Raw genomic sequence first — 26,588 nt, 5'->3', positions numbered from 1 at the left:
CCGCTTGGCCCGGGAGCCTTCAGCCCGGCAGGTGGAACATCATCAGCAGCGTGCGCTGGAGCGCCCAGAAATTGTCGTCGCTGACGACGTAGACGTTCCAGCCGCCGCCGTCCGCCGGCGCCGCCGCGATGCCCTCGAAGTTGTCGACCTCCAGGGGCTGCTCGATACGGGCGAGTTCCTCGCCCTCGATCACGGTCGAGGCGAGGGCGCCGGACGGCACGCGCACGATGCGCGCCCCGAACCCGCCCAGGAACGACGCCCGGCGCTCCAGGACCAGCACGTCGCCGTTCGGCAGCGCCGTGGCACCGGTCGGCCGGTAGGGCGCCTGGCCGCGGTAGGTCGCCTGCGTCCACCCGTCGGCACCGCCGATCCAGGCACGATGGGAGCCGGCCCTGTCCTCCCGCCCCTCCTCGATCGCGAACAGGCGCCCGTCGGGCAAGGCCGCCAGCGCCTCTATGCCGGCGTTGCCCGGCGCTTCCTCGCGCAGGCCGGGGGGACGGCGCAGGGTGGTCGGGATGCCCACCGGCCCCTCCTCGCCGCCGGGATACAGCGAAATCCGGTGCCAGCGCTCGAAGGCGGCGACCCAGTCGCCGCCGGGCAGGCGGGTCAGGTCCTCGGAGTCGCTGCGGCTGCCCTCGGTGGGCTTGCCGTCCGAGTCGATCAGAGGGCGCACCGCGATCGAGCGCGCTTCGGACAGCAGCCCGCCCCGGTCGTAGGCGAGGTTCGCGGTCACCAGGGCGCCGCGGTCGGTGACCGCCCACATGCGGCCGCCGTCGGGCGCCACCGCAAGGCCGGACAGCCCGCCGAACCCGGAAGTGCCTGAACTCAGCACGACGCCGCCGCGGTATTCGAGTGCGCCCACCCGCAGCACTTCCGACTGCCCGGAATCGAGGGGCAGGCGGACGGACCCGCCACCCGCGTCGGCACGCAGGCAGGCCGCGAGAAGGGCTCCGGTCAGCAGGATCGGCAGGCGCCGGAATGCGGATCTGATCATGGGCGGGATTCACGCCAAATCGAAGGCGGTACGCAAGCGAAGAAGGACGGAGGGCGGGCCGGCTCGTCGGAATCGTGCGGCCATGACGCGCCGGGCATCCCCCGTAAGCCCTGCCGGGACTACAACGAACGTTAGTGTCCTACCTCGCCCTTTCTACGGAAGTGACGGCGCGTGCAAATTCGGAGGATTTGGCTCAATATTTCGGATCTCCAAATACCTAAGCCTGAAATCGTGTTTATGCTGTGCGGACTCTGCGGTAAGACTCTTCCCGGCGTCGCCTCCGGCATCGGAATATGTCCGACCGGATGCGGGCAACCGACATGCACGGCTTGGCGTTATTCGGTGGCCGTTGCAGGAGCACAGCCTTTCATGATGGCTTCGGCCCGAACCATGAACGACCAAACCCGCGAGTTGGAGCAGGCCCTTCGCGAGAAGGAGGCCGCGCTGCGGGAGTTGCAGCACCGCGCCAAGAACAGCCTCCAACTCGTCATCAGCCTGTTGAAGCTGCAGACCGGCCGCATCCGCGACCCCGATGCGCGTGCCGCCTACGACCAGACGCTCCAGCGGATCGAGGCGCTGGCGATCGCCTACCGCCATCTCCACGAGTCGGGGGAGACCCGCGTCGACCTCGGCCGGTACCTGAAGGAACTGGCGACCACGACCTGCGCCACGGTGCCGGGCGCCTCCCAGGTCACGGTGGAGGTCGAGACGGAGGAGATCGTCGGCGGGCTGTCGCTCGCCGTGCCGCTCGGCCTGATCCTGAACGAGTTGCTGACGACCGCGTTGCGCCACGCCTTCCCCGAGCAGGGAAAGGTCCTCGTCGATCTCAGGCGCATCGACGCCGAGTGCGCCGAACTCACCGTCTCCGACAACGGCCGTGGTCTGCCGCCGGGCTTCGACGCGGATATCGACGCGGCCGTCATGCTGGCCGAGGCCCTGGCCGGGCAACTCGGCGGCACCTTCACCAGCACGCCCGAGGGCGCTTTCCAGGTCGTGAAGGTGCGCTTCCAGGCCTGATGCCCCGCGCATGCGCGTACGGGATCGCGGTGGGCATACGTGTGCGGGAATGCATTGCGCATACATGCGCAGGATTGCATTGGCCGCGGTTTGCGATATTGTCTTCCCCATGGAACATGATGCCGAGAACCGGGAAGCGGGCGTGGAGGCGGATGGCGTCGACGACCGCGTCGGCCTTCCCGAGCTGCTGGCCGCCTACGACCGACTGATCGAGACGGAAGCCGAAGCGCTGGAGGACGGGGACCGGATCGAAGCCGTGCTCCGTCGCCGGATGCGGCGACGGGTCGTCCAGGGCATCTTCGAGGAGGCCGCGCGCCTCGGCCTTCCGCTTGCCCGGACCGGGCGCGAGGGCGAGGACATGGAGATGATTCGCCGCCTGTCGGGATCGGGCGGCTTCAGGCTCCAGTAGCCGAGGAAACGCCGCCGATCCAGGTCTCGACGACGCTCAGGCCCGCGTCCAGCAGCACGAGGTCCGCCCGTCGGCCCGGCGCGATGCTGCCGAGTTCCCCGTCAAGGCCGAGGAAGCCGGCCGGGTACAGGGACGCCATCCGCAGCGCCTCCTCGACCGGCAGGCCGAGATGATCGACGCAGTTGCGCACCGCCGTCGCCATGTCGAGGTCGGAGCCCGCCAGCGTGCCATCGTCCGTCGTCAGCCTGCCGTCCGACCGGCGCACCGTGCGGCCGAGCAGATCGAACCGGTCGGCGTCGACGCCGACGGTCGGCATCGCGTCGGTCACGAGCATCATGCGCCCGCGGCGCTTGGCGGCGATCGCCACTCTCAAGGTCGCGGGGTGGACGTGGTGGAGGTCGGCGATCAGGCCGCACCAGCTCCCGGCATCGTCGAGGGCGGCGCCGACGACCCCCGGCGCCCGCCCGGTCTGCGGCGTCATCGCATTGAACAGATGCGTGAAACCGGTCAGCCCGTGGGCGAGCGCGGAGCGGACCCGCTCGTAGCCGGCCGCCGTATGGCCGGCCGCGACGATCACTCCGGCCCCGGCCAGCCGCGCGATCACGGCATCGGGCACCGCCTCCGGGGCGAGGGTCACCAGGACCCGCCCGAGACCGGCGGCGCCGGCGATCAGGGCGACGTCCTCCTCCTCCATGGCCCGGATCAGCGCCGGATCGTGCACGCCCTTGCGCTCGGCATTGAGGAACGGCCCTTCCAGATGGAGGCCGAGGACCCCGGGAACGCCCTCGGCACGGGCCGCGCGCACGGCCTCGATCGCCGCCGTCATCCGCTCGCGCGTGTCGGTGATCAGCGTCGGCAGAAAGCCCGTCGTGCCGAATCGGCGATGCGCGGCGCCGATCGCGCGGATCGCCTCGACGTCGGGCCGGTCGTTCAGCAGCACCCCGCCGCCGCCGTTGACCTGGACGTCGATGAAGCCCGGCGCCAGCAGGCATCCCGGATCGAGATGCCGCGTCGGCAGACCGGCGGCGGCGGCCTGCGGCAGGACGGCGAGAATGCGCCCGTCCTCGACGACGGCGGCATGGCCCTCCAGGATCGTCTCACCCGTGAAGATGCGGGCACCGGCCAGCGCTCGGGCCATCACAGCGTCTCCGTCACTTTGCGCAGATGGGGCGGCTTGTCGGGATCGAGCCCGCGCGCGAGCGCCACCCGCTCTGCCAGTCCGTAGAAGCTCTGCAGCAGCGTGATCGGCGCGGTCGCCGGGTGAATGCCCCCGACCACCGGCAGCGGGCGCGAGGACACCCGGTCCGGCTCGGCCGCGAACACCGTGGCGCCGCGCTCCTCGAGCCGGCGGGTCGCGTCCGCCACGCTCGCCCGGGTCTCGTCGTCCTGGCTCAGCACCAGGACCGGGAAACCCTTGCCGATCAGGGCCAGCGGCCCGTGCATCAGCTCGGCCGCGCTGTAGGACTCGGCGTGCATGCGCGCGGTCTCCTTCAGCTTCAGCGCGGCTTCCTGCGCCGCCGCGAGCCCGTAGCCGCGCCCGACGACGTAGGTGTCCGGCGCCGCGGCCAGCGTCTCCTGCGCCGCGCTCCAGTCCAGCGCGCGGGCCCGCGTGAGCTGGTCCGGCAGGTCGGCAAGGGCCGCGTGCAGCACGAGGTCCTCCGCCCAGTGGGCCGTGAGCTGGAGCACGGCGGTCATCGTCGCGAGGCAGGTCTTGGTGGCGGCGACGCTCCGTTCCGGCCCGGCCCGAAGCGGCAGCCGGGTCTCGCAGGCGGCCGCGAGCGGCGACTCGGCGTCGTTGACGACCGCCACCGTCAGAGCGCCGGCCTCGCGCGCGGCCTCGGCGAAGCGCAGCAGGTCGGGGCTGCGCCCGGACTGGGAGATGGCGAGGAACAGGGCGCCCCGCAGGTTCAGCGGCCGGCGGTACACCGAGGCGATCGAGGGGCCGACCGAGGCGGTCACGACGCCGAGGTTGAGTTCGAACAGGTGCTTGGCGTAGGTGGCCGCATGGTCGGAGCTTCCGCGCGCGCAGGTGACGACGAAGCGCGGCGGCTCCCGGCGCAGGCGCGCCGCCAGTTCCCGGCAGGCATCCGCATTGGCGGCGGCCTGGGCCACGACCACCTCCGGCGTCTCGGCCGCCTCTCGGGCCATCAGGGTCGCTCCCGGCTCGGGCAGCGCTGTCATCGACGATCCTCCCCTTCGAGCATCCGCGCAACCATCAGGATCGCGCCGTCCACCGCGTCGGCCCGCGGCTCGCACAACAGGCTCCGCGCCTCGGCCGGCAGCCAGGGCCGCAGCGGTCCCGCCAGCCCGCCGACCAGGGCGACCGCCGGGGCGCCGAGCTCGGCCAGCCGCCCGATCGCGCACGACACGTGCCCGGCGGCCTCCTCCATCAGTGCGACGGCCAGCGGGTCGCCCCTGCCCGCCTCCTCGACGACAAGGGCGGCGAAGGCGGCGTGGTCGGCAGGCCGCGCGCTCCCTGCCCAGGCCACCACCGCGTCGGGATCGCCGCCGAAGCGGGCCATCACCGCACGGGTCAGGCCGGTCTCCGGCGCCAGCCCGTCATGGGCCCACAGCGAGCGGCGGACGGCATGCTGGCCGATCCAGGCGCCGCTGCCGTCGTCGGAGACCTCGAACCCCCAGCCGCCGACATGGGTGCGCCGGCCGCCGACCAGCGCCAGGCCGCAGGATCCCGTGCCGACGATCATGACCGCGCCGTCGCCGCCCCCGTGGGCGCCGAGACAGGCGGCATAGGCATCCGTGTCGAGCGCCAGACGCGCGAACGGAAAGCCGAGGGCCAGTACCGCCGCCCGGCCGGCCTCCTGCCCGACCCCTGCCAGGCCCAGACCCGCGGCGGCCCTTCCCAGCGCGTCCTCCGGGAGGCCGGCCGCGGTCAGCGCCGCGGCGCAGGCGTGCAGGATCTCCTCCCGCGCCGAGCGCGCGTCCTTTCGCGGATTGGCCGGCCCGGCCATACCCTCGCCGAGGCACCGCCCCGCGGCGTCCCGCAGGCGCGCCCGACACCGCGTGCCGCCGCCGTCGACGCCAATGTAGAAGTCTGGCTGCATGGATCGGCCGCCACCTTTCCCCGGTCGGACATTTCGCCTGCACCCTACCAATTGAGGTCCAATCACGGAACTGGTTTTCATCTGGTGCTGTCGGGTGCGCTCGGCTGCATTGCGGGGCGTGCGCTGGTACGCGCATGCCGGCCGGGATAGAAGGGCGGGCTCGAACCACGGACCGCATGACCGACGCCGCCCCCATCCGCGCCATCGCCCTGCTGAGCGCCGCCGCCTTCGTCTCCGGAGCGACGCTGCGCGTGGCCGATCCGCTGCTGCCCCAGCTTGCGGAGGAGTTCGGCGCAACGGTTGCCGACGCCTCGGTGATCGCGACCGGCTACACGCTCGCCTATGGGCTGTCGCAGTTCGTCTATGGGCCGATGGGCGACCGGTTCGGCAAGTACTCGGTCGTCGCCGTGACGACGCTGCTCTCGGCGCTCGGCACCGGTGCCGCGGCCTTCGCGGGCGATCTTTGGACGTTGGGGCTGCTGCGCTTCCTCGCGGCCTGCACGGCCGGGGCCATCATTCCTCTGGCCATGGCCCATATCGGCGACATCGTTCCCTATGACCGGCGCCAGGCGATGCTCGCCCGCTTCATGTCCGGGCAGATCCTGGGCGTGATGGCGGGGCAGGCCGTCGGCGGCATCGCCGGCGAGCTGGTCGGCTGGCGCGGCGTGTTCCTGGGGCTGGGCGCGCTCTACCTCGCCGTCGCCGCCCTGCTCGCGGTGGAACTGCGGTCCGCCCGCAGGCGTGGCCCGCCGCCGACGCCTCCCTCGCTCGCCACCCTGGCCTCGGCCTATGGCGGGCTCGCCCGCTCGGCCCATGTCCGGCTCGTCCTCGGCGCGGTGTTCGTCGAGGGCTTCCTGTTCTACGGCAGCTTCACCTTCCTCGGCGCCTTCCTCCGGCTGGAGGAAGGGCTGAGCTACGGGAAAATCGGTCTCCTGCTGGGCTGCTTCGGGCTGGGGGCGCTTGCCTACACCATGATCGCCGCGGGGCTGGTCCGCCGCCTCGGGCAGCGCGGCATGGTGCCCGCGGGCGGTGCCGCGCTCGCGCTCGGCCTCGGCGGGCTGGCGCTCGACCTGCCCATGGCGGTGCTGCCGGTGGCGGTCGCGCTGTGCGGCCTCGGCTTCTACATGTTCCACAACACGCTCCAGACCCTGGCGACGCAGATGGCGCCGGCGACACGCGGCATCGCGGTCTCCGTCTTCGCGAGCTTCCTGTTCACCGGGCAGGCGGCCGGGATCGCGACCGGCGGCGTGATCGCGACCGCCGGCCGCTACGGGGCGCTGTTCGCGGGCGCCGGGCTCGGGCTGCTGCTGCTCGGCGCCTTCGTCCGCACGAAGCTGGCCCGGCCGGCCGCGGCTCAGGGCTGATCGAGCGGCCGCAGCGCCTCGCCGTCCCAGACATGGTAGCGCGTCGCTTCCCGCGGCGCTTCCGGCGGCAGGTTCTCCGGCGGGTTGACGACGAAGAGGCGGCTGTCCCGGCGGAACGCCGCGCCATGGCTCGCCACCGGCCCCCAGTGGACGCGTCCGTTGCGCGCGTCGACGAAGGCGTATTGCCGGCACCCGGTGCCGCAGCCCCACTCGGCGACCGCGAGATGGCCGGCGAACGCAGCGCCCCGCTCGGCGCCCCGGCGGATCATGGTGCGGAAGCGGCGCGCCTCCGGGTGGCTGGCGAGGTTCGGGGCCACGGCCTCCGGCGCCACGATCTCGAACGGCTCGTAGTCCTCGAAGCGCGGAGCGGTCCCGCCGGCGGCGTCGAAGCATTCGATGTCGACGGCATAGCCCCGCTCCCACGGTGCCAAGCCGCCGCCATGGACATCGGCGTCGAGCCGGCCGGGGGGCAGCGCCTGCACGCCGACCGTCGTTCGGCAGATCAGCCCGTCCCGTTCCAGCGCATCGACGGTGCCGCGCGGCCCGTCGGCGATCAGGCGCTGGGTGCGCCCGGTGTCGGCGAAGCCGATGCCGATCAAGGCGTCGCGCAACGCCGAGGCCATGTGCGCGAACCCCTCCATGCCCACCCGCTCCAGCTCGTTGCCGGTCGCACGAAGCTGGAGCAGGCAGCGCGACGGTCGCAGGTCGCCTTCGGCCACGGTCACGAGCGGGCCGGGCGCGCGCTCGCGAAAGCCGAGCGCCGCGTCCAGTCCCGCCTCCGCCGCCGCGCGGACGCGGGTGCAGGCGTCGTCCGCCACGGCGGGCACGCAGAGAAGGATGAAGGCCGTGGCGCAGCACGCGGCGTAAAGGCGGACCGGCATGGGAACGCGACTCCAGGACGAAAGGGGGAACTCCGGATGCCGCTCAGGAGGTCCGGGCCTTGCCCGCGCGCAGGTTCTCGCGCAGCACGCGCGCCACCTCCTCCAGGAAATCCGGGATCTCGTCGGCCCGGGCAACCGCGTCGGCGTTCGCGAACAGGTCGATCCGGCCGTCGCGCCGCAGCCGAAGGCCGACCGTCACCTCGGCGACCGAGACGCCGCCGGGCTCGGGCTTCGCCTTCGTCCAGTCCACGAACTGCGTCAGGTCCTTGCCTGCCATGCTTCCCCCTCCCTACCGGCCGCCCGACACGTCGAGCAGCGCGCCCGTCACGTAGGAGGCTTCCTCCGACAGCAGCCAGACCACCGTCCGCGCCACCTCCTCGGCCGTACCGGGCCGGCCGATCGGCGGCGCGGCGCGCAGCGTGTCCAGGCGGTTGCCGAAGCCGGGGATCTCCTGGATGTCGGTATCGATCAGTCCGGGCCGGACCGCGTTGATGCGCACGCCCTCGCTCGCGACCTCGCGGGCGAGGCCGAGGGTGAGGCTGTCGACCGCCCCCTTGCTGGCCGCATAGGTGACGAACTCGTTCGGCGAGCCGAGGACGGATGCCCGCGACGACAGGTTGACGATCGCCCCGCCCGGCCCGCCATGGCGCGTCGACAGGCGGCGGACCGCCTCGCGGCAGCACAGCAGCGTGCCCATCAGGTTGACCTCGACGACACGGGCCAGCTCCTCCGCCGGGACCTCGTCCAGCCGGCCGTAGGGCCCGACGACGCCGGCGCTGTTGACCAGCCCCGACAGCGGGCCGAGTTCCGCGACGGCCCGGTCGAACAGGGCGGCGACCTCGTCCTGCCGCGACACGTCGGCCCGGATCGCGACCGCGTGGCCGCCTTCGGCCCGGATGCCGGCCGCGACCGCCTCGGCCGCCTCCGCATTGCCTTGATAGTTGACCGCGACCGGATGCCCCCGCCCGGCCGCCAGCCGTGCCGCCGCCGCCCCGATGCCGCGCCCGCCGCCGGTCACGATCACTGTCCCGGTCATGCATTCCCTCCCTGGTCCTGGAACCCGTCCCCTCCGGCATACGCCGCTTCGCCACGAAAGGGAACGCCGGAACCGCCGCCTTGACAGGTCCCGGGAAATGCCGGATCGTTTTAAGTCTAAAATAGTAAGGCGCGGCAACAGGCGGAGCTGTCCGGAGAGGAATGCACCCGCGCGGGATCGCGTCACCTCCTGCCTCCCTCCTCCTTCCGACGCCGAGAACGGGGAGTCGTCGACGATGAAAGTTTCCGGGAAAGTCTCCGGGTTTGGACTGCGCGGGGCTTTGGTGGCCGGTGCGGTGGCGGGCATGGCCGCAGCCAGCCCGGCCGCGGCGCAGCAGGAGGTGAAGATCGGCGCGCTGTTCGGCATGACCGGGCCGATCGCAAACTTCATGCCGCCGATCGTGGACGCGGCGCAGCTCGCGATCGACGAGGTCAACGCCGCCGGCGGCGTGCTGGACGGCCAGCAGCTCCGCCTCGTGATCGGCGACACCCAGGGCGTCGCGCAGGGCGCGGTCGACGCCGCGACCAAGCTCGTCAACGTCGACAACGTCCCGGTGCTGGTCGGCGCGCTGACCAGCGGCGCTGCGGTCGCGGCGGCCAGCAGCGTCGCGATCCCGAACAAGGTCGTGCAGATCTCGCCGACCGCGACCTCGCCGGAGATGACGACGCTGAAGGACGACGACTACGTCTACCGCATCGTCCCCGGCGACGACTACCAGGGCAGGATCCTGGCGAAGCTGGTCCGCGACAAGGGCTACGAGCGCGTGGCGCTCACCTACGCGAACAACGACTACGGCGTGGGCATCGCCAACACCTTCCGCGAGGCCTTCACCGAGATGGGCGGGGAGATCACCGCCGACCAGGTGCACGAGCCGAAGAAGAACTCCTACCGCTCGGAGCTGGCGACCCTGGCCTCAGGCGACCCGCAGGCGCTGGTGCTGATCGCCTATGCGGGCGAGAGCGGCGTCACCATCGTCCGCCAGGCGCTGGAGAACGGCTTCTTCGATACCTTCCTCGGCACCGACGGCATGCGCGACGAGACCCTGATCGACGAGATCGGGGAGGAGAACCTGAAGACGGCCGTGTTCACCTCGCCGACCTCGCCGCCCGACACCACCGCCAAGCAGAAGTTCGAGACGAACTACATCGCCAAGCACGAGTCGACGGCCGAGAAGTACTTCATCGCCCAGACCTACGACGCGGTGATGCTGGCCGCCCTCGCGATCCAGAAGGCGGGCTCGACCGACCGCACGGCGATCCGCGACGCGGTGCGCGCCGTCTCCAATCCGCCCGGCGTCCTGATCGAGCCCGGCGAGTGGGAGAAGGCGCGCGAGCTGATCGCCGCCGGCCAGGACATCGACTACAACGGCGCTTCCGGCCCCCACGACTTCGATGAGAACGGCGATGTCGAGGGCGTGATCGGCGAATACGTCGTCGAGAACGGCTCGTTCAAGGAAACCCGCATCATCGACTGACGCCGCCTTGGCCGCGCCGTTTCCCGCCGATGCGGGCGGCGGCGCGGCCTTCATCCAGCACCCGCCCTCCCGGCCGGGAACCAACCGCTTCGGCGGCGTTTGTTTGTGCATCGACGCGCAGATCACGCCGGAACCGGAGGGGTCGCCATGCAGAACGGTGTCGTCCGCGTCTCGCAGAGCGCGATCCGCAACCTCCCCACGCCCGTGCGCTCCCGGGTGGACCCTGCCGACGTGGTCGTCCCGGACGGCTACACCGTCGAAGCGCTGGTGGTCGGCCTCTCCTTCCCGACCGCCCTGTGCTTCAGCGACGACGGGACGCTGTTCTTCGCCGAGGGCGGCAGCACCTGGCCGACCCGCCCCTACATGCCGCCCCGCATCTGGAAGATGGCGCCAGGCGGCCTGCCGGAGCTGGTGGCGGTGGAGCAGCTGGGCGGCCCCCGCGGCCTCGCCTGGCGCGACGGCAAGCTCTACGTATCCATAAAGGGCGGCTACTACATGCGCGTCGCCCGCCATGACCTGAAGACGGGCGACCGCGAGGTCGTGATCGACAAGGTGCCCAGCGGCGGCTGGCACGAACCGGGCGGGCCGCTCTTCGGCCCCCATGACGGGCTGATGTATTTCGGGCAGGGCTCGGTCGGGCTCAACGGCACGGTCATGCCGGCCGGCTACACCGTGGACCTCGCCAAGCACCCCCACGTCCACGACGTGCCGGGCCAGGACGTGAAGCTGTCGGGCAACAACGTCTGGGGCCGCGACCCGCGGACACCTTACCCCTACTACGTCCAGACGGGTCCCTTCCGCCCCTTCGGCACGCCGGCGCGCAAGGGCGAGGTCGTCAAGGGCCAGACCTTCTGCAACACCTGCGTCATGAGGGCCCGGCCGGACGGCCGCGACCCGGAGCTGCTGGCCTGGGGCATCCGCAATCCCTTCGGCCTCGCCTTCAGCCCGGAGGGAGAACTCTATGCCAGCGACAACGATTTCGAGGAGAAGGGCGACCGCGCCATCGCGGAGGACCCCGACCGCATCTGGCACATCCGCAACGCCCGCCAGCCCCATGGTTCCGTCGGCACGCCCGACTGGTACGGCTATCCCGACCTGTGCGCCGACGGGCTGCCGGTCTGGGACGACAGCCACGTGCCTCAGCGCGGCGCCCCGCCGACGCCGCTGCTGGAGGAGCATCCGCCCTGGGCCGGTCCCGCGGCGTACCTCTTCGAGCCGCACACCGGCCTCGGCAAGCTGGATTTCTGCGCCTCCGACGCGTTCGGCCACAAGGGCGAGCTGTTCGTCTGCCAGTTCGGCACCTACGCCCCGCTCAACTCGCCCAGGCCCGAGCACCTGCGCCGGGGCTTCCAGGTCGTGCGGGTGGACCTGAAGGCCAAGCGGCACGTGCCGTTCATGCACAACCGCCACCAGGGCCCCGCCTCGGCCGCGGCGGGCAACGGCGGACTGGAACGGCCGGTGGACTGCCGCTTTAGCCCCGATGGGAAAAGCCTGTACGTGCTGGACTTCGGCAACAATACCGCATCGGACAGCTACGTCGTCGCCTATGCCCATACGGGCGTGCTCTGGCGCATCACCAAGCAGTGAGGGAGGGGAAGATGAGCGCGACGGATACCGGCGCCCCGACCACCGGCCCCATTCTGATGGAGCTGGACCCGAAGGCCTGGGAGACGCAGCTCGACCGGGTGGAGGCATGGCTGAACGCGGTGGTGACCACCCAGACCGCCTTCCGCAAGCTGGTCGAGGATACCCTGCCGGGCGTCGAGAAGCCGAACCTCCACCTCTACCTCTCGGAGATACTGGACACCGCCCGAAGGCACGAGCAGGCGGCCGGCGACCTGTTCCGCCACATCGGCCGCCAGCCCGGCACCGGCCGGCAGGCCATGGGCGTGCTGATGGGCAAGGCGCACGAGGTCGTCGCCGACCTGGAAGGTCTCGCAGGCGGGGCGGCCGGTCCCTGGCGGGATCTGCGCCAGATGGTGATCGCCAACATGGACGCCATGGGCGCCTTCGCCGTGGCCGAGCAGCTGGGGCTGGCGCTCGGCATCCACGGCCTGCGCGACGCGGCCTTCCCGGTCGTCATGGAGAAGTCCACCCAGCATCTGGTCCTGCAGGAACTGATGCTGGAGATGGCGAGCATGGCCATCCTGTACCGCGAAAAGCTCTAGTTCCGCCCGGGGCCGACGGCACCGATCCCGCCCCGCGCGTGTTCTCCGCAGGGCGAAGGAGGAGCCGGGATGCGGTGGCGTGGCAGGCGGCAGAGCGACAACGTGGTCGACCGGCGCGGCGTGGGGGGCGGCTCGCGCGGCGGGCGGATGCCGGCGGGCTTCCGGATGGGCGGTGCCCGCGGCGGGCTCGGCATCGGCGGCATCCTGGTGGTGGTCGTGGTCGGGCTGATCTTCGGCATCGATCCGCGCATGCTGCTGGGCGTGCTCGACGGCACGGGCGGGTACGAGGCCGGCTACGAGGAGCCGGGGACCGATGCCGGCCTGCGCCAGACCGGGCGCCCCGACGACGAGCTGGCCGGCTTCGTCTCGGTCGTGCTGGCCGACACCGAGGACGTCTGGAGCCGCGAGTTCCAGGAACGGCAGGCACAATACAGGGAACCGATGCTGGTGCTGTTCACCGACGCCGTGCGCTCGGGCTGCGGGCATGCCGGCGCCTCGGTCGGCCCGTTCTACTGTCCCGCCGACGAGCGGGTGTACATCGACCTGGGCTTCTACCGCGACCTGCGCTCGCGCCTGGGCGCGCCCGGCGACTTCGCCCAGGCCTACGTCGTCGCCCATGAGGTCGGGCACCATATCCAGAACCTGCTCGGCATTAGCGGACGGGTCCAGGCGGAACGCGCCCGCCTGTCGCAGGCCGAAGGCAACGCACTCTCGGTCCGCCTCGAGCTGCAGGCCGACTGCCTGGCCGGCATCTGGGCCCATTTCGCCGAGACCGAGCTGGGCGTGCTCGAGCCCGGGGACATCGAGGAGGCGCTGAACGCCGCCGCCGCGATCGGCGACGACCGCCTGCAGCGCCGGGCCGGCGGCGCGGTGGTCGAGGAGAGCTTCACCCACGGCTCATCCGAGCAGCGGGTCTCCTGGTTCAGCCGCGGCTACGAGACCGGCGAGATGGAAGCCTGCGACACGTTCCAGTAGGGCGGCTCCCCGCGACGCGCACCCTGCCCTCTACCTCTGGGAAAGGGGCTTCAGGTCGCGCCTCTCCGCCGGCGCCTTCTCCTCACCGGCCGGCGTCGGCGGGCGCTCGGGCAGCAGTCCGCGGGCGAAGCGCTGCAGCACGACCTGGAGCAGCAGCCCGACCATGAAGACCCGCACATAGGCGGCCCGCACCGCCCAGTCCGGCGGCAGGCGTGCGGTGAACAGCTCCGTCGCCGACCAGATCGCCCAGATCACCATCGCGCCCAAGATCGCGCCGCGGTTGTTGGCGCTGCCGCCCACGATCAGCATCACCCAGACCAGGAAGGTCGTCATCAGCGGCTCGGTCGCCTGGGGGCCGATATACTTGAAGCTATGGGCCATCAGCGCCCCGCCGAGGCCCATGATCATCGAGCCGATCACGAACGCCTCCAGGCGCAGGCGCACCACGTCCTTGCCCGAAGCCTCGGCCGCGCGGTCGTTCTCGCGGATCGCGCGCATCACCCGGCCCCAGGGCGCGCGCCAGCCGCGCTCCAGCAGCAGGTAGACGGCCCCCAGGATCGCCAGCACGACCCCGAGGAAGGCGATCTGCGCCCAGGGCAGGCCCAGATCCTCGAACGGGCGCGGGATGTTGGAGATGCCGCGGCTGCCGTTCGTCAGCCACGCCTCGTTCTTCAGGACAAGGCGCAGGATCTCGGCGATGCCGATCGTCGCGATCGCGAGATAGTCGCTGCGCAGGCGCAGGCAGATCCGCCCGACCGCCCAGGCGACGGCGCCGGAGAAGACCATGGCGCAGGCGAGGCCGACCGGGATTGGCAGGCCGAAGCCGCCGACATGGTCGGGTGACGGCGCCGAGGTCGCGAGCGCCGAGGCGTAGGCGCCGATCGCGAAGAAGCCGGCGATGCCGGCGTTGAACAGGCCGGTGAAGCCCCAATGCACGTTGAGGCCGAGGGCCAGCACCCCATAGATCCCGCCCATCGTCAGCAGGCCGACGAGATACATCGAGAGGCCGTACGCGTCGCCCATCAGAAGACCCTCCCGCGGAACAGGCCGGTGGGGCGCCAGATCAGCATCGCCACCATGATCGCGAAGGCGACCGCCGTCTTGTAGCCGGGCGACAGCAGCGGCGCGTCGGTGATCCAGGGATACGAGGACAGCTCCTCCGCCAGCCCGATCACCAGCCCGCCCGCGATCGCCCCGTAGGGCCGGCCGATGCCGCCCAGCACGGCCGCCGCGAACACCGGCAGCAGCAGGTCCCAGCCCATGTTGGGCGTGAGCTGCGTGTCGAGGCCGAGGAAGACGCCCGCCGCCGCCGCCAGTCCGGCGCCGAACACCCAGGTCCAGCGCACCACCCGCTCGGTGTCGATGCCGGTGACGCGCGCGAGATCGGGGTCGTCGCTGGTCGCCCGCATCGCCTTGCCCATGCGCGTGCGGGTCAGGAACAGGTGCAGGCCCGTCACCAGCAGCACCGTGACGCCGATGATGACGATGTGGCGCTCCGCCACGCGCAGCGCGTCGAAGAAGACGAGCGGGCGCTGGATGCCGGTCTGGAAGGACAGGATCTCCGGCCCCCAGAAGAACTGGACGGCCGAGCGCAGCATCAGCGCGACGCCGAAGGAGGCGATCACCATGATGATCGCGGGCTTGTCGCGGAACGGCCGGTAGAACGCCCGGTCGATCCCGAGCGCCAGGACCGCGGCGGCGCAGATCGCGAAGGGAAGTGCGGCCACCACCGACACGCCGAGCCCGGTCACCACGCTCAAGGTCACGTAGGCTGCGAAGGTCATCAGGTCGCCATGGGCGAAATGGGCGAAGCGCAGGATGCCGAACAGCAGCGAGACGCCGATCGCCCCCAGCGCGTAGATGCAGCCCAGCACCAGCCCGGGAACGAGGTAGAAGTTGACGAATTCCAGCACCGCCTCATCCCCCCAGGAAGCTCACGGCGACCTCACGGTCGCCCAGCAGTTCGGCGCCGGTGCCGGTGAAGCGGTTGGCCCCCGTCGCCAGGACGTAGCCGCGATGGGCGACCGCGAGCGCCTGGCGCGCGTTCTGCTCCACCATCAGTACGCCGACGCCGGTCGCGTTGATGGCGACGACACGATCCAGGATCTCGTCCATGTATCGCGGCGACAGGCCCGCGGTCGGCTCGTCCAGCATCAGCAGCCGCGGCTCGGCCATCAGCGCCCTGCCGATCGCGACCATCTGGCGCTGGCCGCCCGACAGCTCGCCCGCGGGCTGGCGCCGCTTCTCCGCCAGCGGCGGGAAGATCGCGTAGACCCGGTCGAGTGCCGGGCCGAGCGGGCCGCGCCGCGCGAAGGCGCCCATCTCCAGGTTCTCGTGGACGGACAGGTTCGCGAACACGTTGCGCTCCTGCGGCACGAACGCCATGCCGAGGCCGACCAGCCGGTCCGGGGCGCGGTTGGTGACGTCCTGGCCCTCGAAGCGGACCTTGCCCGCGCGCAGGCGGACCAACCCGAACACCGCCTTCATCGCCGTCGACTTGCCGGCCCCGTTCGGGCCGACGACGACCACGATCTCGCCCGGCTCCACCGCCAGGTCGACGCCCTTCAGGATGTCCATCCCGCCATAGCCGCCGACCATTCCCTCCGCCGCCAGCAGGCTCATGACCCCACCTCCGCGGTCCGGGCGGCGCCACGGCCGAGATAGGCCTCCAGCACCGCCTCGTTCCGGCGGATCTCCGCCATGGTCCCGCTGGTCAGCACCGTGCCCTCCGCCATCACGATCACCGGGTCGCACAGCCGGGCAATCAGGTCCATGTCGTGCTCGATCACGAAGAAGGTGTAGCCGTGGTCGCGGTTCAGCCGCTCGATGTGGCCGGCCAGCTCGCCGAGCAGGGTCCGGTTCACGCCGGCGCCGATCTCGTCCAGCAGCACGACCCGCGCGTCGGTCATCATGGTGCGGCCGAGCTCCAGCAGCTTCTTCTGCCCGCCCGACAGGTTGCCCGCCAGTTCGTGGCGCAGCGCACCCAGGCGCAGGATCTCCAGCACCTCCTCCGCCCGGCGGCGGATCTCCGCCTCCTCGCGCCGGATGCGCGCACCCTGCAGCCAGGAGGCCACGAGGTTCTCGCCGGTCTGGCCCGGCGGGACGACCATCAGGTTCTCCAGCACGGTCATGCGCGAGAACTCGTGCGCGATCTGGAAGGTGCGCAGCAGCCCGCGCGCGAACAGCCGGTGCGGCGCCTGACCGGTCACGTCCTCGCCGTCGAGCAGGATGCGGCCCTTGGTCGGGCGGATCAGGCCGGCGATGACGTTGAACAGCGTCGACTTGCCGGCGCCGTTGGGGCCGATCAGCCCGGTGACCGACCCCCGCGCGACCTCCAGGGTGCAGCGGTCGACGGCCTTCAGCCCGCCGAAGGACTTCGAGACGCCCTCGACCCGGATCATCGGCGCGCTCATGGGACGGCGCCCGGATGAGCGCGTCCCGTCGGGGCGGATCGCAGCCGCCCGGTGATCGGTCCAACCAGTGTCGTTACCCCCTGTCCGTCGGCCACATTGGAACGGGCCGTGATTATTATTTGAAACCTAAAACGTTTCGCCCGACCGGCGCAATGTCCCCTCATCCGCCGTAGTCGCGCCGCGCTCCTTCCGCGGTGACGTAGCCGGCCTCCAGGTCGGCGGCGATCGCGGCCGGGTCGCGCGCCGCCGGGTCGCCGAGCCCGCCGCCGCCCGGCAGTTCCAGCACGAGGCGGTCGCCGGCCGGGACCACGTAGACGGTCTTGCCGGTGAAGCGGGTGCCCGATGCCAGATGCGCAGCCCCCACCCTGCCCGATCCACCGCCGTCGCGCCCGCGCGCGGGATTGCGCATCCGGTCGAACGTCGCGGCCGAGATCGAGAACGGCCGGTCGCCGATGGCGCCGATCTCGATCACTTGGCCGAGGCCGCCCCGCACCGCGCCGGGGCCGCCCGAATCGGGCAGCAGCTCCTTTCGCCAGAACACGAGCGGCGCCTCGTTCTCGGTGACCTCGACCGGGATCGCGCCGACCCCGCTCGGGAACGCGGTCGTCGCCAGCCCGTCCTTGCCCGGCCGCGCGCCGACACCGCCCAGGCCCACGTTCATCACGTTGAAGCGGCCGGCCGGCCCGCCCTGCCCCGCCCCCTGCCCCGGCCCCTGCCCCGACATGGCCAGCACCCAGATCGACCCGGCGCTCTCGGCCGGGACGCGGCCGGGCAGCGCCCGGGCGAGGCAGCCGAAGGCGACGTCGGGCAGCATCTGGCCGATCACGTGGCGCGCGGTGACCGGGCTCGGCCGTTCCGGCGCGACGCAGGAGCCGGGCTCGGCCTCGATCACGAAGCAGCCCAGCGAGCCGGCGTTGTTCGGCACCTCCGGGGCGACGACGCATTTCAGCCCGAACGCCGTATAGGCGTCGGTGTAGCATTTGGGCGAGTTGATGCCGTAGCGCGACGCCGGCGAGCTGCCGGCATAGTCAAGGACGATGCGCTCGTCCTCGACCGTCATGCGCGCCCGCAGCACGATCGGCGCCTCGTAGCCGTCGAGCGTCATCTCGCACTCGTAGACGCCGTTCGGCACCTCGCGGATCGCGGCCCTGGTCGCCGCCTCGGAGCTGGACAGGATGAAGTCCGCGAGCGGGCCCAGCTCCTCGATCGCGAACTCGTCCATCATGTCGGCGAGCCGGCGCACGCCGGTGTCGTTGCTCGACACCAGCGACAGCAGGTCGCCGCGCACCTCGACGGGGTTGCGGCTGTTGGCGCAGATGATCGCCAGCAGGTCCTCGTTCAGCCCCTTCGCGTCGCGCACCCGCATGTGCGGGATCAAGGTGCCCTCCTCGAACACCGAGGTCGCGTCCGCCGTGAAGCCCCGGCCGCCGACGTCGACGACGTGGCAGGTCGAGGCGAACAGCGCCACCAGCCGGTCGTCGCGGAAGGCCGGCGTCACGACCACGAAGTCGAACAGGTGGCCGGTGCCGAGCCAGGGATCGTTGCCGAGGAAGACGTCGCCCGGACGCATGGTCGCGGCCGGGAAGCGGTCCAGGAAGTGGGCGACCGCGAGCGCCATGGTGTTGACGTGGCCGGGCGTGCCGGTCACGGCCTGGGCGATCATGCGGCCGTCGGGCGCGTAGACGCCGGCCGACAGGTCGCCCGCCTCGCGCGTCACGGCGCCGAAGGCGGCCCGGAGCAGGGCCTGCGCCTGCTCCTCCACGACCGCGACGAGGCGGTTCCACATGACCTGGCGATGGATGGCGGCAAGGGCTTCGGGCTGCACGGGGACCGTCTCCGCAGATGGGGCGTCAGGCGCCGTTGCGTTCGAGCAGGATGTGCCCGGCGGGATGGAGGCGGGCGGTGAAGCCGGCCGGGACCATGGTCGCGGTCTCCGCCTCGACGATCACCGCCGGACCGTCCAGCCGGTCGCCCGGCGACAGCGCCGTGCGCTCGTGCACGGCGTGCTCGACCATGCGGCCGAGCGAGGCGTCGTAGGCCGGACGGCTCGCCGCCGGTTCGGCGCGGCGGCGCGGGCCGGGATCGGCGACGGGCTCGACCTCCGCGGGCCGCGTCGAGACCGTGACCGACCACGAGACGGCCTCCACCTCGATGTCCGGCAGGACCAGCCCGTAGACGCGGCGATAGCGCTCCTCGAAGGCCGCGCGCAGCAGGGCGCGGTCGCCGTCGTCCAGCGGACGGCCCGGCAGGTCGACGACCAGTTCGTGGCCCTGGCCGCGGTAGCGCAGCTCGACCTTGCGCTCCTCCGTCAGCGGCGCGTCGCCAGCACCCCGGCGGACCACGGCGCGCGCTTCGTCGGCCATCGCGTCCACGAGGCGGTTGGCCTCGCCGACCGGCAGGTCCGACAGCGTCCGGCGGAAGCTCCGCACGACCTCGTAGGCGATCGGCGCGGCCAGGAAGCCGATCGCCGAGCCGACGCCCGCCCCGACCGGGACCAGGACGCGGCGGATGCCCAGCTTCTCCGCCAGCCGCGCGGCGTGCAGCGGTGCGGCGCCGCCGAACGCGATCATGGTGTAGGACGTGACGTCGCGGCCGCGCTCGATCGCGTGCACACGGGCGGCGTTCGCCATGTTCTCCTCGACCATCTCGACGACGCCGACGGCGGGCCAATGGGCGTCCAGGCCCAGCGGCGATCCGACGTCGCGCGCCAGCGCCGCCCGGGCCGCGGCCGCGTCCAGCCGGATGCGCCCGCCCGCGAACCCTTCCGCGTCGAGCTTGCCCAGGTCCAGGTTGGCGTCCGTGACCGTCGGCCGCGCGCCGCCGCGGCCGTAGCTGGCCGGCCCCGGCTCGGACCCGGCGCTGTCCGGGCCGACGGTGATCCGGCCGAGCGCGTCGACCCGCGCGATCGAGCCGCCGCCGGCCCCGATCTCCACCATCTCGATCACGGGGATGCGGACCGGCAGGCCGCTGCCCTTCATGTCGCGGTAGATGCGCGCGATCTCGAAGGTGCGGCTGCGCTGCGGGCGTCCGTCGTCGATCAGGCAGATCTTCGCGGTCGTGCCGCCCATGTCGTAGGAGAGCACCCGGTCGAACCCGCATTGCGCCGCGAGCCGGGCCGCCAGGATCGCGCCGCCGGCCGGACCCGACTCGACGAGGCGGATCGGGAACCGGGCCGCCTGCTCCAGCGTCGTCAGCCCGCCGCCGGACATCATCAGGTACAGCGGCGCCGCGAGCCCCTCGCGATCGAGCAGGCCGCGCAGCCGGTGCAGGTAGCCCGACATCAGCGGCCGGACATAGGCGTTGGCGACCGTGGTCGAGAAGCGCTCGTACTCCCGCAGTTCCGGGCAGACCTCCCCGGACAGGCACACGGTCGCGTCCGGCAGCGCCTCGGCCAGGATGGCCGCCGCCTCGCGCTCCATCTCCGGATGCGCGTAGGCGTGGAGGAAGCCGACCGCCACCGCCTCGACCTCCGCCCGCCGCAGGGCGGCGCCGACCGAGCGCACGGCATCCGCGTCCAGCGGCACCAGCGTCCCGCCCCCGGCGACGACCCGGCCCGGCACCGCGAAGCGCAGCGGGCGCGGCACGAGGGGCGGCGGCATCTCCATCGCTAGGTCGTACTGCGCGTAGCGCTTCTCGAAGCCCATCTCCAGGACGTCGCGGAAGCCCTCGGTCGTGACGAAGGCGGTGCGGGCGCCCTTGCGCTCGATCAGCGCATTGGTCGCCAGCGTCGTGCCGTGGATCACGACGTCGATCGCGCGCGCATCCAGCCCCGCCTCGGCGAGGACGACGCCGATCCCGTCCATCACGCCCAGTTCCGGCGCGCGCGGCGTCGTCAGCACCTTGGTCGTGTGGGTGCGCGCGGGCGTCTCCAGGACGACGTCGGTGAAGGTGCCGCCGATGTCCACGGCGAGGCGTGTGGTGTTGGTGGAGGCCGGCATCGTCCCGCTCTCGTTCCCGTACGAGCATGACCATATGCAGGTTTCTTGCAAACTTGCAAGAATGCTTCAGTCACGATAGTCTCGCGGAAACGGAAGGGGAGGATCGGATGGATACCCGCGTCGACGGACCGGCAACCCGCGCCATGTGCGAGGCGCTCGACGCGGCCGACCCGCTGCGCGATTTCCGGCAGCGCTTCGCCAGCGACGGTTCGGGGCGCATCTATTTCGACGCGAACTCCGTCGGCGCGATGCCGGCGACGGTCCCCGAGCGCATGGCCGCCTTCTTCGAGCAGCAATGGATGCAGGCGCGCCGCCAGGGCTGGAACGGCTACCCTTGGCTGGAGCGCCCGCGCCAGATCGGCGCGAACTTCGCGCATCTGCTGGGGGCGGCGCCCGAGGACGTGATCGCCTGCGACAACACCTCGGTCAACCTGCTCAAGGTGCTGGCCGCCGCCTGGGCCGCCCGGCCGCACGGCCGGTTCCGCATCCTGACGGAGCGGTCCAACTTCCCGACCGACATCTACATCGCCGAGGGGCTGGGCCGCTTCATCGGCGAGGGGTTCGAGCTGGTGCTCGCCGACAGCCGCGAGGAGCTGCTGGACCGGCTCGACGAGAGCGTGGCCGCGGTCAGCCTCAGCCTGGTCGACTACCGCAGCTCCGAGCGCTGGGACATGGCGCGCACCAGCGCCCGGGCGCGCGAGGTCGGGGCGCTGACGGTGTGGGACCTGTCGCACGCCGCGGGCGCCGTCCGGGTCGACCTGATGGGCGACGGGGCCGACTTCGCGGTGTGCTGCGGCTACAAATACCTGTGCGGCGGGCCGGGCGCGCCGTCGCTGGTATGGATCCATCCCCGCCATCAGAACGCGTCCTGGCCCCTGATCGCCGGCTGGATGGGCCATGGCGACGTGTTCGCCTTCGCCGAGCGCTACCAGCCGGCGACCGGGATCGTCCGCCAGCTCACGGGGACGCCCGCGGTGATCGCGGACGAGGTGCTGCATGCCGCTTCCGAGATCTGGCGCGACGTCGACCCGGCGCTGATGGAGGCGAAGCACCGCTCGCTCGGCGACCTGCTGATCCGGCTGCTCGACCAGGAATGCGGGACCTTCGGGGTCGAGCTGAACTCCCCGCGCGAGCACGCGCGGCGCGGCGGCCACATCTCGTTCCGCCATCCCGGCGCCGGCAGCATCGTCGAGGCGCTGCTGGAAGCCCGCGTCGTAGGCTCGTTCCGCAAGCCGGATTCGATCCGCTTCGGCATCGGCGCGCTGTACCTGTCCCATGTCGACGTCTGGGACGCGGTCCAGCGCCTGCGCGCCATCCTCGCCGAGGAACGGTGGCGCGACCCGCGGTTCAAGAAGGTCTCGGTCTGAGCGACGAGGAAGCAGCGAGCATGGCCGAAGAAGAGACGCAGGCCCCCGCCCTGGCAGCGATCCCGCGCTACAAGCCCTACTACATGGAGCTGACGAAGGGCCGCACCTATGCCTGGTGCGCCTGCGGGCTCAGTAAGAAGCAGCCTTTCTGCGACGGTTCCCACAGGGGCACGGCGTTCCGCCCGGTCTTCCACACCGCGACGACCGAGGGCGAGGAGGTGCTGTTCTGCGGCTGCAAGCACAGCGCGACGAAGCCGTTCTGCGACGGCAGCCACAACAACCTGCGCGGCGACTACGAGCTGGACGACCCCGACAGCCCCGCCAACCGCGCCATCCCCGAGGTGGGCCCCGGCCCCGACGGCAAGGCGCGGCTGGACGGCGGCTGCTTCGTGTGCTCGGTGGAGGGCCTGGCGCTGGAACGCCGGGACGGGCTTGCCTATGCGCGCATCCTCGGCCGCGAGGACGGGGCGCTCCACCAGTCCTATTTCCTGTTCCGCCTCGAGGCCGGGACCGGGCCGGCGCTGCGCTTTCCCGAAAGGCACGTCGTCCTGCTGTGCTCGGCCGGCGAGGGCCGCCTCGCGATCGGGACGCGGTCCTTCGACCTGGCACCCGGCACGGGCGGCTACGTGCGCCCCGGCGAGGCGTTCCGCCTGGAAGGCGCCGGCCTCGTCGTCTACGCCGCCGTCTGCCCGCTGGCAGAGGGGCCGGAGTTCCCGGCCGGCATGCCGGCCGATTTCGACGAGCGCTTCCCCGAGCGCGCGGTCCCGCTCGACCCGGCGCGTCGGCAGAACATGGCCGACCGCTTCTTCCAGATGCTTGTCGACCGCTCCGTCGGCTCGGAGCTGGCGACGCAGTTCATCGGCGAGGTGCCCCTGTCCAAGGCGGCACCCCACCGCCACCTCTACGAGGAATCGCTGGTCGTGCTGCGCGGCCACGGGATGATGTGGACCTCGGGGCTCCGGACCCCGGTGCGGACCGGGGACGTGATCTTCCTGCCGCGCAAGGAGCTGCATTCGCTCCAGTGCACGGACCCGGGCGGGATGATGCTGGCCGGCGTCATCTATCCCGGCGACAACCCTTCCATCAATTACTAGGCGGCAATCGAGTGCCCGGACCCCACTCCTCGGACACGACCACCCAGGCGACGGCGCCGGCCATCGGGGCGCGGATCGCGCGGCTGCGCAAGGCCCAGGGGCTGACCCTGGCCTATCTGGCCTCCAGGATCGGCGTCTCGGAAGCGACGATGTCCCGCATCGAGAACGACCTCGCGAACGTCAGCGCCCACAACCTGTTCACGCTGGCGCGCGAGCTGGGCGCCGACATGGCGGACTTCTTCCGCGACGACGCGGTCGCGATCCGGCCGGGCCTGCGCTCGGTGTGCCGCGCCGGCGAGGGGGTGCGGGCGCACACCGCGCGCTACGTGTCCGAGATCCTGTGCGCGGACATCGCGCGCAAGCAGCTCCATCCCGCAATCAACACCGTGACCGCGCGCACCCTCGACGAGGTCGGCGGGCTGCAGCGGCACGACGGCGAGGAGTTCGTCCACGTGCTGGACGGCGTGCTGATCCTGCATTCCGAACTCTACGCGCCAGCGCGCCTGGAGGCCGGCGACAGCCTCTATTTCGATGCCCGCATGGCCCATGCCTATCTGAGCGGCGGGCCGGAGCCGGCCCGCGTCCTGGTCGTGGTCGGCCCGGTCGAGGGGCCGATGACGGTGACGGGAAGGATCGGGGCATGAGCGTGTGGCCGATGCATGCCGATGCGATCGGCATCGCCGCCCCGGCCGGGACGGTGTTCGACTTCATGGCCTCGCCCGCCCAGCTCCACCGCTGGTCCTTCGGCACCTGGGAGACCACGGTGCGCGAGGACGGGCTGGTCGAGGGCCGCTCGATCTTCGACGGTTCGGTGACCTGGGTCCGCATCGAGGCGAGCCGGCCGCACCTGCTGGTCGACTATCATCTCGGCTCGTCGCCCGAGGCGCTGAAGCCGCGCATCTGCGCCCGGGTGGTGCCGGCGCCCCATGTCGGCGGCGGCGAAGGGGAAAGCGTGCTGACCCTGCTCGCCTGGCGCGACCCGGCGATGGCGGACGCCCGCTGGGACCGCCTGACCCGCTCGCACGAGTTCGAGCTGTTCCTGATCAAGTCGCTGATCGAGACCGGCGGCCCCCCCTGATCCGGGTGTCCTCCCGGGCCCCCGTTTTGGTATAGGTGGCGGCGGCGCAGGGGAGAGATGGATGAAGGTCAGCATCGACATGGGGACGGCGGGCGGACGCCCGGCGACGCTCGACCTGGAGGAGCTGCTGGCGACGCGCCTGCTGGTGCAGGGCAATTCCGGCTCCGGCAAGTCGCACCTGCTGCGCCGGCTGCTCGAGCAGAGCGCGCCCTGGGTCCAGCAGGCTGTGATCGATCCCGAGGGCGACTTCGTGACGCTGGCCGACCGGTTCGGCCACGTCGTCGTCGACGCGTCCGAGCATACCGAGGGCGGGCTCCAGCGCATCGCCGACCGGGTGCGCCAGCACCGGGTGTCGGTCGTGCTGAACCTGGAGGGGCTGGACGTCGAGATGCAGATGCGTCACGCCGCCGCCTTCCTGGGCGGGCTGTTCGACGCCGAGCGCGACCACTGGTACCCGATCCTGGTCGTGGTCGACGAGGCGCAGCTCTTCGCCCCGTCGGCGGCCGGCGAGGTCTCGGACGAGGCGCGCAAGGCGTCGCTCGGCGCCATGACCAACCTGATGTGCCGCGGCCGCAAGCGCGGCCTGGCCGGCGTGATCGCGACCCAGCGACTGGCCAAGCTGGCCAAGAACGTCGCCGCCGAGGCGTCGAACTTCCTGATGGGCCGCACCTTCCTCGACATCGACATGGCGCGGGCGTCGGACCTGCTCGGCATGGAGCGCAAGCAGGCGGAGATGTTCCGCGACCTGGAGCGCGGGCATTTCGTGGCGCTCGGCCCGGCGCTGTCGCGCCGCCCGCTTCCGGTGCGCGTCGGCGACGTCGAGACGGCGGCCCGCGGCGGCAGCCCGAAGCTGATGCCTCTGCCCGAGGCGCCGGAGGACGCGCGCGGCCTGATCCTGCGCCCCGGCGAGCCTGAGCCCCCGCCCCGCCCCGCCCCGCGCCGCCCGGCGCCCGGTACCGGGGCGGACGTGATGGCGCAGCTCGCCCAGGCGCGCCGCGCCGCCGAGGCGGACGAGGAACCAAGCGAGGAGGTCGCGCCGGCCGACCGCGGCGCGTTGCTGGACGCCGTGCTGCGCGAGGTGGTCGCCGACCCCGAATCGGCCTACCGGCCGGTCGCGGTGCTCTACCAGGACTTCCTGGTCCGCTGCCGCAGCCGCAACCTCAACGGCCGCATGCTCGACCTGCCGGCGTTCCGCCGCCGCCTCGCCTCGGCGCGGGCCGGGGTCGGCGAGGCGACGGTGCACAGCCCCGACTGGGACAGCGCGGTCACCGCGGCGGCGGACCTGCCGGAAGACATCCAGGCGGTGTTCCTGCTGCTGGCGCGCGCAGCGCTCGAGGGCGACCCCTGCCCCTCCGACGCCGAGGTCGCACGCGCCTGCGGCAGCCGCTCGTCCGGCCGCGCGCGCCGCCTGCTCAGCTTCATGGAGCAGCGCGGCTACGTCGCCTGCCGCGACGCCACCGGCGGCGGCCGCATCATCGAGCTGCCGGGCCTCGGCTGGGAGACGCTGCCGGGCGACCCCGACGCCCCGGAGGACGGTTATTCGGACGTGGCGTGAGGGGCTCCGAACTCGGGTTAACGGCGTTTACCGGTCGCGTCGGCTGACCTGCTGATGAACCGCATCGATCCCGGCCGCACAAGCTATCGGTTGAATATCTCCTCTCCCGCGCCTGCGGGAGAGGAAGGGGCCCGCCGCGTAGCGGTGGGAAGGTGAGGGTCTGCGGGGTGGCGCCCTCACCCTCCCGGCCGTTGGCCGGGCCCCTCCCTCTCCCGTTGCACGGGAGAGGGGATTTTCGCGCGGTCAGCCGGTGCGAGCGAGCTTGCCGGTGGGGACCGGCAGGGGCTGGTCGCGCAGGCGGGCCTTCAGGCTGCCGGCGCTCTGCGGAGCGGCGGCCAGCGGACCAGAGGGCACCGGGGCGTCGAAACGTGCGGGAATGTCATGTTTCGTCACGGTCCCGGCCTTCGTCTTCGGCCCGGTCCCGGCGCGCATCTCGCGGCGCTGCTCCTCGCGCAGTTCCTGGCGCAGTCCGGCCAGGTCCCTGCGCAGCTCCTCCACCAGTTCCGCCTGGACCTTGCCGCGCATCTCCTCGCGCAGCTCGTCCCGGACGTCCTCGCACAGGTCCTCGCGCAGGCGCTCGCGCTCGGCCCGGGTCACGGCGCGGACGGCGCCGACATCCTTCTCGAAGCGCCACCGGTGGGCCAGCAGGCGAGCGGCGGCGGGGAACTGCCCCTGCTCGACCAGCTTGCCGTACAGCTCGTCGTGCTGCCGGCGCATCTGCTCGACGAGGGCCTCGTGCCGGTTCTCCTCCTCGGCGGACAGC

At 72.0% G+C, this 26,588-nt stretch carries 26 protein-coding genes; 12 read left to right on the top strand and 14 right to left on the bottom strand.

Going from position 1 to position 26,588, the window contains the following annotated elements:
- Positions 1-19: 19 nt before the first annotated feature.
- On the bottom strand, positions 20-994 hold the full coding sequence (locus tag VGO20_RS08705; RefSeq protein ID WP_327501930.1) for an esterase-like activity of phytase family protein: 975 nt from the start codon (positions 992-994) through the stop codon (positions 20-22).
- Between the two features lie 390 nt (positions 995-1,384).
- Between VGO20_RS08705 and VGO20_RS08700 the strand changes: the two genes are divergently transcribed.
- A complete protein-coding gene (locus VGO20_RS08700) occupies positions 1,385-2,011 on the top strand; it encodes a sensor histidine kinase (protein ID WP_327501929.1) in 627 nt (208 codons plus the stop codon).
- 109 nt (positions 2,012-2,120) lie between these two features.
- Positions 2,121-2,420: a hypothetical protein gene (locus VGO20_RS08695; protein ID WP_327501928.1), complete on the top strand. Its 300-nt coding sequence runs from the start codon at positions 2,121-2,123 to the stop codon at positions 2,418-2,420.
- On the opposite strand, the gene nagA is transcribed toward VGO20_RS08695, so the two are convergent.
- From nagA to VGO20_RS08680, 3 genes are read right to left on the bottom strand one after another with little or no spacing between them, the layout of a single operon-like run.
- A complete protein-coding gene (gene nagA / locus VGO20_RS08690; RefSeq protein ID WP_327501927.1) occupies positions 2,407-3,558 on the bottom strand; it encodes an N-acetylglucosamine-6-phosphate deacetylase in 1,152 nt (383 codons plus the stop codon). The genes VGO20_RS08695 and nagA overlap by 14 nt on opposite strands.
- The gene (locus VGO20_RS08685) at positions 3,558-4,601 is read right to left on the bottom strand and encodes an SIS domain-containing protein (protein ID WP_327501926.1); all 1,044 of its coding nucleotides are present in this window, start codon (positions 4,599-4,601) and stop codon (positions 3,558-3,560) included. The genes nagA and VGO20_RS08685 overlap by 1 nt, the downstream gene beginning before the upstream one ends.
- Positions 4,598-5,482 (bottom strand): glucosamine kinase nucleotide-binding domain-containing protein, encoded by an 885-nt coding sequence (locus VGO20_RS08680; protein ID WP_327501925.1) that lies wholly within the window; start codon positions 5,480-5,482, stop codon positions 4,598-4,600. The genes VGO20_RS08685 and VGO20_RS08680 overlap by 4 nt, the downstream gene beginning before the upstream one ends.
- Before the next feature lie 176 nt (positions 5,483-5,658).
- On the opposite strand from VGO20_RS08680, the gene VGO20_RS08675 reads away from it, so the two are divergent.
- Positions 5,659-6,846 (top strand): MFS transporter, encoded by a 1,188-nt coding sequence (locus tag VGO20_RS08675; RefSeq protein ID WP_327501924.1) that lies wholly within the window; start codon positions 5,659-5,661, stop codon positions 6,844-6,846.
- On the opposite strand, the gene VGO20_RS08670 is transcribed toward VGO20_RS08675, so the two are convergent.
- Genes VGO20_RS08670 through VGO20_RS08660 form a run of 3 tightly spaced genes read right to left on the bottom strand, consistent with a single transcriptional unit; the run spans position 6,837 to position 8,763 of the window.
- Positions 6,837-7,727 (bottom strand): hypothetical protein, encoded by an 891-nt coding sequence (locus VGO20_RS08670; protein ID WP_327501923.1) that lies wholly within the window; start codon positions 7,725-7,727, stop codon positions 6,837-6,839. The two genes, VGO20_RS08675 and VGO20_RS08670, sit on opposite strands and share 10 nt — an antisense overlap.
- Before the next feature lie 43 nt (positions 7,728-7,770).
- Positions 7,771-8,004, bottom strand: coding sequence for a hypothetical protein (locus VGO20_RS08665; RefSeq protein ID WP_327501922.1), 234 nt, complete (start codon positions 8,002-8,004; stop codon positions 7,771-7,773).
- Positions 8,005-8,016: 12 nt separating this feature from the next.
- Positions 8,017-8,763 (bottom strand): SDR family oxidoreductase, encoded by a 747-nt coding sequence (locus VGO20_RS08660; protein WP_327501921.1) that lies wholly within the window; start codon positions 8,761-8,763, stop codon positions 8,017-8,019.
- Positions 8,764-9,067: 304 nt separating this feature from the next.
- Between VGO20_RS08660 and VGO20_RS08655 the strand changes: the two genes are divergently transcribed.
- The 4 genes from VGO20_RS08655 to ypfJ all read left to right on the top strand — a co-directional run bounded on the left by VGO20_RS08655 (position 9,068) and on the right by ypfJ (position 13,380).
- Entirely contained in the window at positions 9,068-10,237 is a 1,170-nt protein-coding gene (locus VGO20_RS08655) for an ABC transporter substrate-binding protein (RefSeq protein WP_327501920.1), read from the top strand.
- A 147-nt stretch (positions 10,238-10,384) separates the two neighbouring features.
- The gene (locus VGO20_RS08650) at positions 10,385-11,824 is read left to right on the top strand and encodes a PQQ-dependent sugar dehydrogenase (protein WP_327501919.1); all 1,440 of its coding nucleotides are present in this window, start codon (positions 10,385-10,387) and stop codon (positions 11,822-11,824) included.
- Between the two features lie 11 nt (positions 11,825-11,835).
- On the top strand, positions 11,836-12,405 hold the full coding sequence (locus VGO20_RS08645) for a hypothetical protein (RefSeq protein ID WP_327501918.1): 570 nt from the start codon (positions 11,836-11,838) through the stop codon (positions 12,403-12,405).
- A gap of 69 nt (positions 12,406-12,474) precedes the next feature.
- Complete coding sequence (gene ypfJ, locus VGO20_RS08640) at positions 12,475-13,380, top strand: KPN_02809 family neutral zinc metallopeptidase (RefSeq protein WP_327501917.1); 906 nt, start codon at positions 12,475-12,477, stop codon at positions 13,378-13,380.
- 30 nt (positions 13,381-13,410) lie between these two features.
- Here ypfJ and VGO20_RS08635 read toward each other — a convergent pair whose 3' ends face one another.
- The 6 genes from VGO20_RS08635 to VGO20_RS08610 form a co-directional block, all read right to left on the bottom strand.
- Positions 13,411-14,403: a branched-chain amino acid ABC transporter permease gene (locus tag VGO20_RS08635; protein ID WP_327501916.1), complete on the bottom strand. Its 993-nt coding sequence runs from the start codon at positions 14,401-14,403 to the stop codon at positions 13,411-13,413.
- Positions 14,403-15,293 carry a branched-chain amino acid ABC transporter permease gene (locus VGO20_RS08630; RefSeq protein ID WP_327501915.1) on the bottom strand — a complete coding sequence of 297 codons (891 nt, stop codon included), beginning with the start codon at positions 15,291-15,293 and terminating at the stop codon, positions 14,403-14,405. The genes VGO20_RS08635 and VGO20_RS08630 overlap by 1 nt, the downstream gene beginning before the upstream one ends.
- Before the next feature lie 4 nt (positions 15,294-15,297).
- Positions 15,298-16,002 carry an ABC transporter ATP-binding protein gene (locus VGO20_RS08625; RefSeq protein ID WP_327501914.1) on the bottom strand — a complete coding sequence of 235 codons (705 nt, stop codon included), beginning with the start codon at positions 16,000-16,002 and terminating at the stop codon, positions 15,298-15,300.
- The gene (locus tag VGO20_RS08620; protein WP_327501913.1) at positions 15,999-16,793 is read right to left on the bottom strand and encodes an ABC transporter ATP-binding protein; all 795 of its coding nucleotides are present in this window, start codon (positions 16,791-16,793) and stop codon (positions 15,999-16,001) included. Before VGO20_RS08620 ends, VGO20_RS08625 begins: the two co-directional genes overlap by 4 nt.
- 160 nt (positions 16,794-16,953) lie before the next feature.
- Positions 16,954-18,618, bottom strand: a complete 1,665-nt coding sequence (locus VGO20_RS08615) for a hydantoinase B/oxoprolinase family protein (RefSeq protein WP_327501912.1) — start codon at positions 18,616-18,618, stop codon at positions 16,954-16,956.
- A gap of 25 nt (positions 18,619-18,643) precedes the next feature.
- Positions 18,644-20,731: a hydantoinase/oxoprolinase family protein gene (locus VGO20_RS08610; RefSeq protein WP_327501911.1), complete on the bottom strand. Its 2,088-nt coding sequence runs from the start codon at positions 20,729-20,731 to the stop codon at positions 18,644-18,646.
- A 107-nt stretch (positions 20,732-20,838) separates the two neighbouring features.
- Here VGO20_RS08610 and VGO20_RS08605 point away from each other — a divergent pair, with 107 nt between their 5' ends.
- The 5 genes from VGO20_RS08605 to VGO20_RS08585 all read left to right on the top strand — a co-directional run bounded on the left by VGO20_RS08605 (position 20,839) and on the right by VGO20_RS08585 (position 25,825).
- Positions 20,839-22,098: a kynureninase gene (locus VGO20_RS08605; RefSeq protein ID WP_327501910.1), complete on the top strand. Its 1,260-nt coding sequence runs from the start codon at positions 20,839-20,841 to the stop codon at positions 22,096-22,098.
- Between the two features lie 20 nt (positions 22,099-22,118).
- Positions 22,119-23,192: a CDGSH iron-sulfur domain-containing protein gene (locus VGO20_RS08600; protein WP_327501909.1), complete on the top strand. Its 1,074-nt coding sequence runs from the start codon at positions 22,119-22,121 to the stop codon at positions 23,190-23,192.
- Positions 23,193-23,203: 11 nt separating this feature from the next.
- On the top strand, positions 23,204-23,836 hold the full coding sequence (locus VGO20_RS08595; RefSeq protein ID WP_327501908.1) for a helix-turn-helix domain-containing protein: 633 nt from the start codon (positions 23,204-23,206) through the stop codon (positions 23,834-23,836).
- Positions 23,833-24,270, top strand: coding sequence for a hypothetical protein (locus tag VGO20_RS08590; protein ID WP_327501907.1), 438 nt, complete (start codon positions 23,833-23,835; stop codon positions 24,268-24,270). The genes VGO20_RS08595 and VGO20_RS08590 overlap by 4 nt, the downstream gene beginning before the upstream one ends.
- A gap of 61 nt (positions 24,271-24,331) precedes the next feature.
- Positions 24,332-25,825, top strand: coding sequence for an ATP-binding protein (locus VGO20_RS08585; RefSeq protein WP_327501906.1), 1,494 nt, complete (start codon positions 24,332-24,334; stop codon positions 25,823-25,825).
- Between the two features lie 243 nt (positions 25,826-26,068).
- Here VGO20_RS08585 and VGO20_RS08580 read toward each other — a convergent pair.
- Positions 26,069-26,588: hypothetical protein (locus VGO20_RS08580; RefSeq protein ID WP_327501905.1), on the bottom strand; the 520-nt coding region annotated here is incomplete at its 5' end.

This window comes from Arenibaculum sp., from assembly GCF_035998295.1.
Taxonomy (GTDB): domain Bacteria; phylum Pseudomonadota; class Alphaproteobacteria; order Azospirillales; family Azospirillaceae; genus DASYHS01.
This window is presented reverse-complemented; position numbering and strand designations above follow the sequence as displayed.

Excerpts from the sequence above, each read along its gene's own strand:
- VGO20_RS08705 (WP_327501930.1), bottom strand. The coding sequence starts at position 994 with ATGATCAGATCCGCATTCCGGCGCCTGCCGATCCTGCTGACCGGAGCC.
- VGO20_RS08680 (WP_327501925.1), bottom strand. The coding sequence starts at position 5,482 with ATGCAGCCAGACTTCTACATTGGCGTCGACGGCGGCGGCACGCGGTGT.
- nagA (WP_327501927.1), bottom strand. The coding sequence starts at position 3,558 with ATGGCCCGAGCGCTGGCCGGTGCCCGCATCTTCACGGGTGAGACGATC.
- VGO20_RS08605 (WP_327501910.1), top strand. The coding sequence starts at position 20,839 with ATGGATACCCGCGTCGACGGACCGGCAACCCGCGCCATGTGCGAGGCG.
- VGO20_RS08685 (WP_327501926.1), bottom strand. The coding sequence starts at position 4,601 with ATGACAGCGCTGCCCGAGCCGGGAGCGACCCTGATGGCCCGAGAGGCG.
- ypfJ (WP_327501917.1), top strand. The coding sequence starts at position 12,475 with ATGCGGTGGCGTGGCAGGCGGCAGAGCGACAACGTGGTCGACCGGCGC.
- VGO20_RS08695 (WP_327501928.1), top strand. The coding sequence starts at position 2,121 with ATGGAACATGATGCCGAGAACCGGGAAGCGGGCGTGGAGGCGGATGGC.
- VGO20_RS08635 (WP_327501916.1), bottom strand. The coding sequence starts at position 14,403 with ATGGGCGACGCGTACGGCCTCTCGATGTATCTCGTCGGCCTGCTGACG.
- VGO20_RS08610 (WP_327501911.1), bottom strand. The coding sequence starts at position 20,731 with ATGCCGGCCTCCACCAACACCACACGCCTCGCCGTGGACATCGGCGGC.
- VGO20_RS08660 (WP_327501921.1), bottom strand. The coding sequence starts at position 8,763 with ATGACCGGGACAGTGATCGTGACCGGCGGCGGGCGCGGCATCGGGGCG.
- VGO20_RS08650 (WP_327501919.1), top strand. The coding sequence starts at position 10,385 with ATGCAGAACGGTGTCGTCCGCGTCTCGCAGAGCGCGATCCGCAACCTC.
- VGO20_RS08625 (WP_327501914.1), bottom strand. The coding sequence starts at position 16,002 with ATGAGCCTGCTGGCGGCGGAGGGAATGGTCGGCGGCTATGGCGGGATG.
- VGO20_RS08585 (WP_327501906.1), top strand. The coding sequence starts at position 24,332 with ATGAAGGTCAGCATCGACATGGGGACGGCGGGCGGACGCCCGGCGACG.
- VGO20_RS08675 (WP_327501924.1), top strand. The coding sequence starts at position 5,659 with ATGACCGACGCCGCCCCCATCCGCGCCATCGCCCTGCTGAGCGCCGCC.
- VGO20_RS08655 (WP_327501920.1), top strand. The coding sequence starts at position 9,068 with ATGGCCGCAGCCAGCCCGGCCGCGGCGCAGCAGGAGGTGAAGATCGGC.
- VGO20_RS08600 (WP_327501909.1), top strand. The coding sequence starts at position 22,119 with ATGGCCGAAGAAGAGACGCAGGCCCCCGCCCTGGCAGCGATCCCGCGC.
- VGO20_RS08670 (WP_327501923.1), bottom strand. The coding sequence starts at position 7,727 with ATGCCGGTCCGCCTTTACGCCGCGTGCTGCGCCACGGCCTTCATCCTT.
- VGO20_RS08590 (WP_327501907.1), top strand. The coding sequence starts at position 23,833 with ATGAGCGTGTGGCCGATGCATGCCGATGCGATCGGCATCGCCGCCCCG.
- VGO20_RS08665 (WP_327501922.1), bottom strand. The coding sequence starts at position 8,004 with ATGGCAGGCAAGGACCTGACGCAGTTCGTGGACTGGACGAAGGCGAAG.
- VGO20_RS08620 (WP_327501913.1), bottom strand. The coding sequence starts at position 16,793 with ATGAGCGCGCCGATGATCCGGGTCGAGGGCGTCTCGAAGTCCTTCGGC.
- VGO20_RS08700 (WP_327501929.1), top strand. The coding sequence starts at position 1,385 with ATGAACGACCAAACCCGCGAGTTGGAGCAGGCCCTTCGCGAGAAGGAG.
- VGO20_RS08645 (WP_327501918.1), top strand. The coding sequence starts at position 11,836 with ATGAGCGCGACGGATACCGGCGCCCCGACCACCGGCCCCATTCTGATG.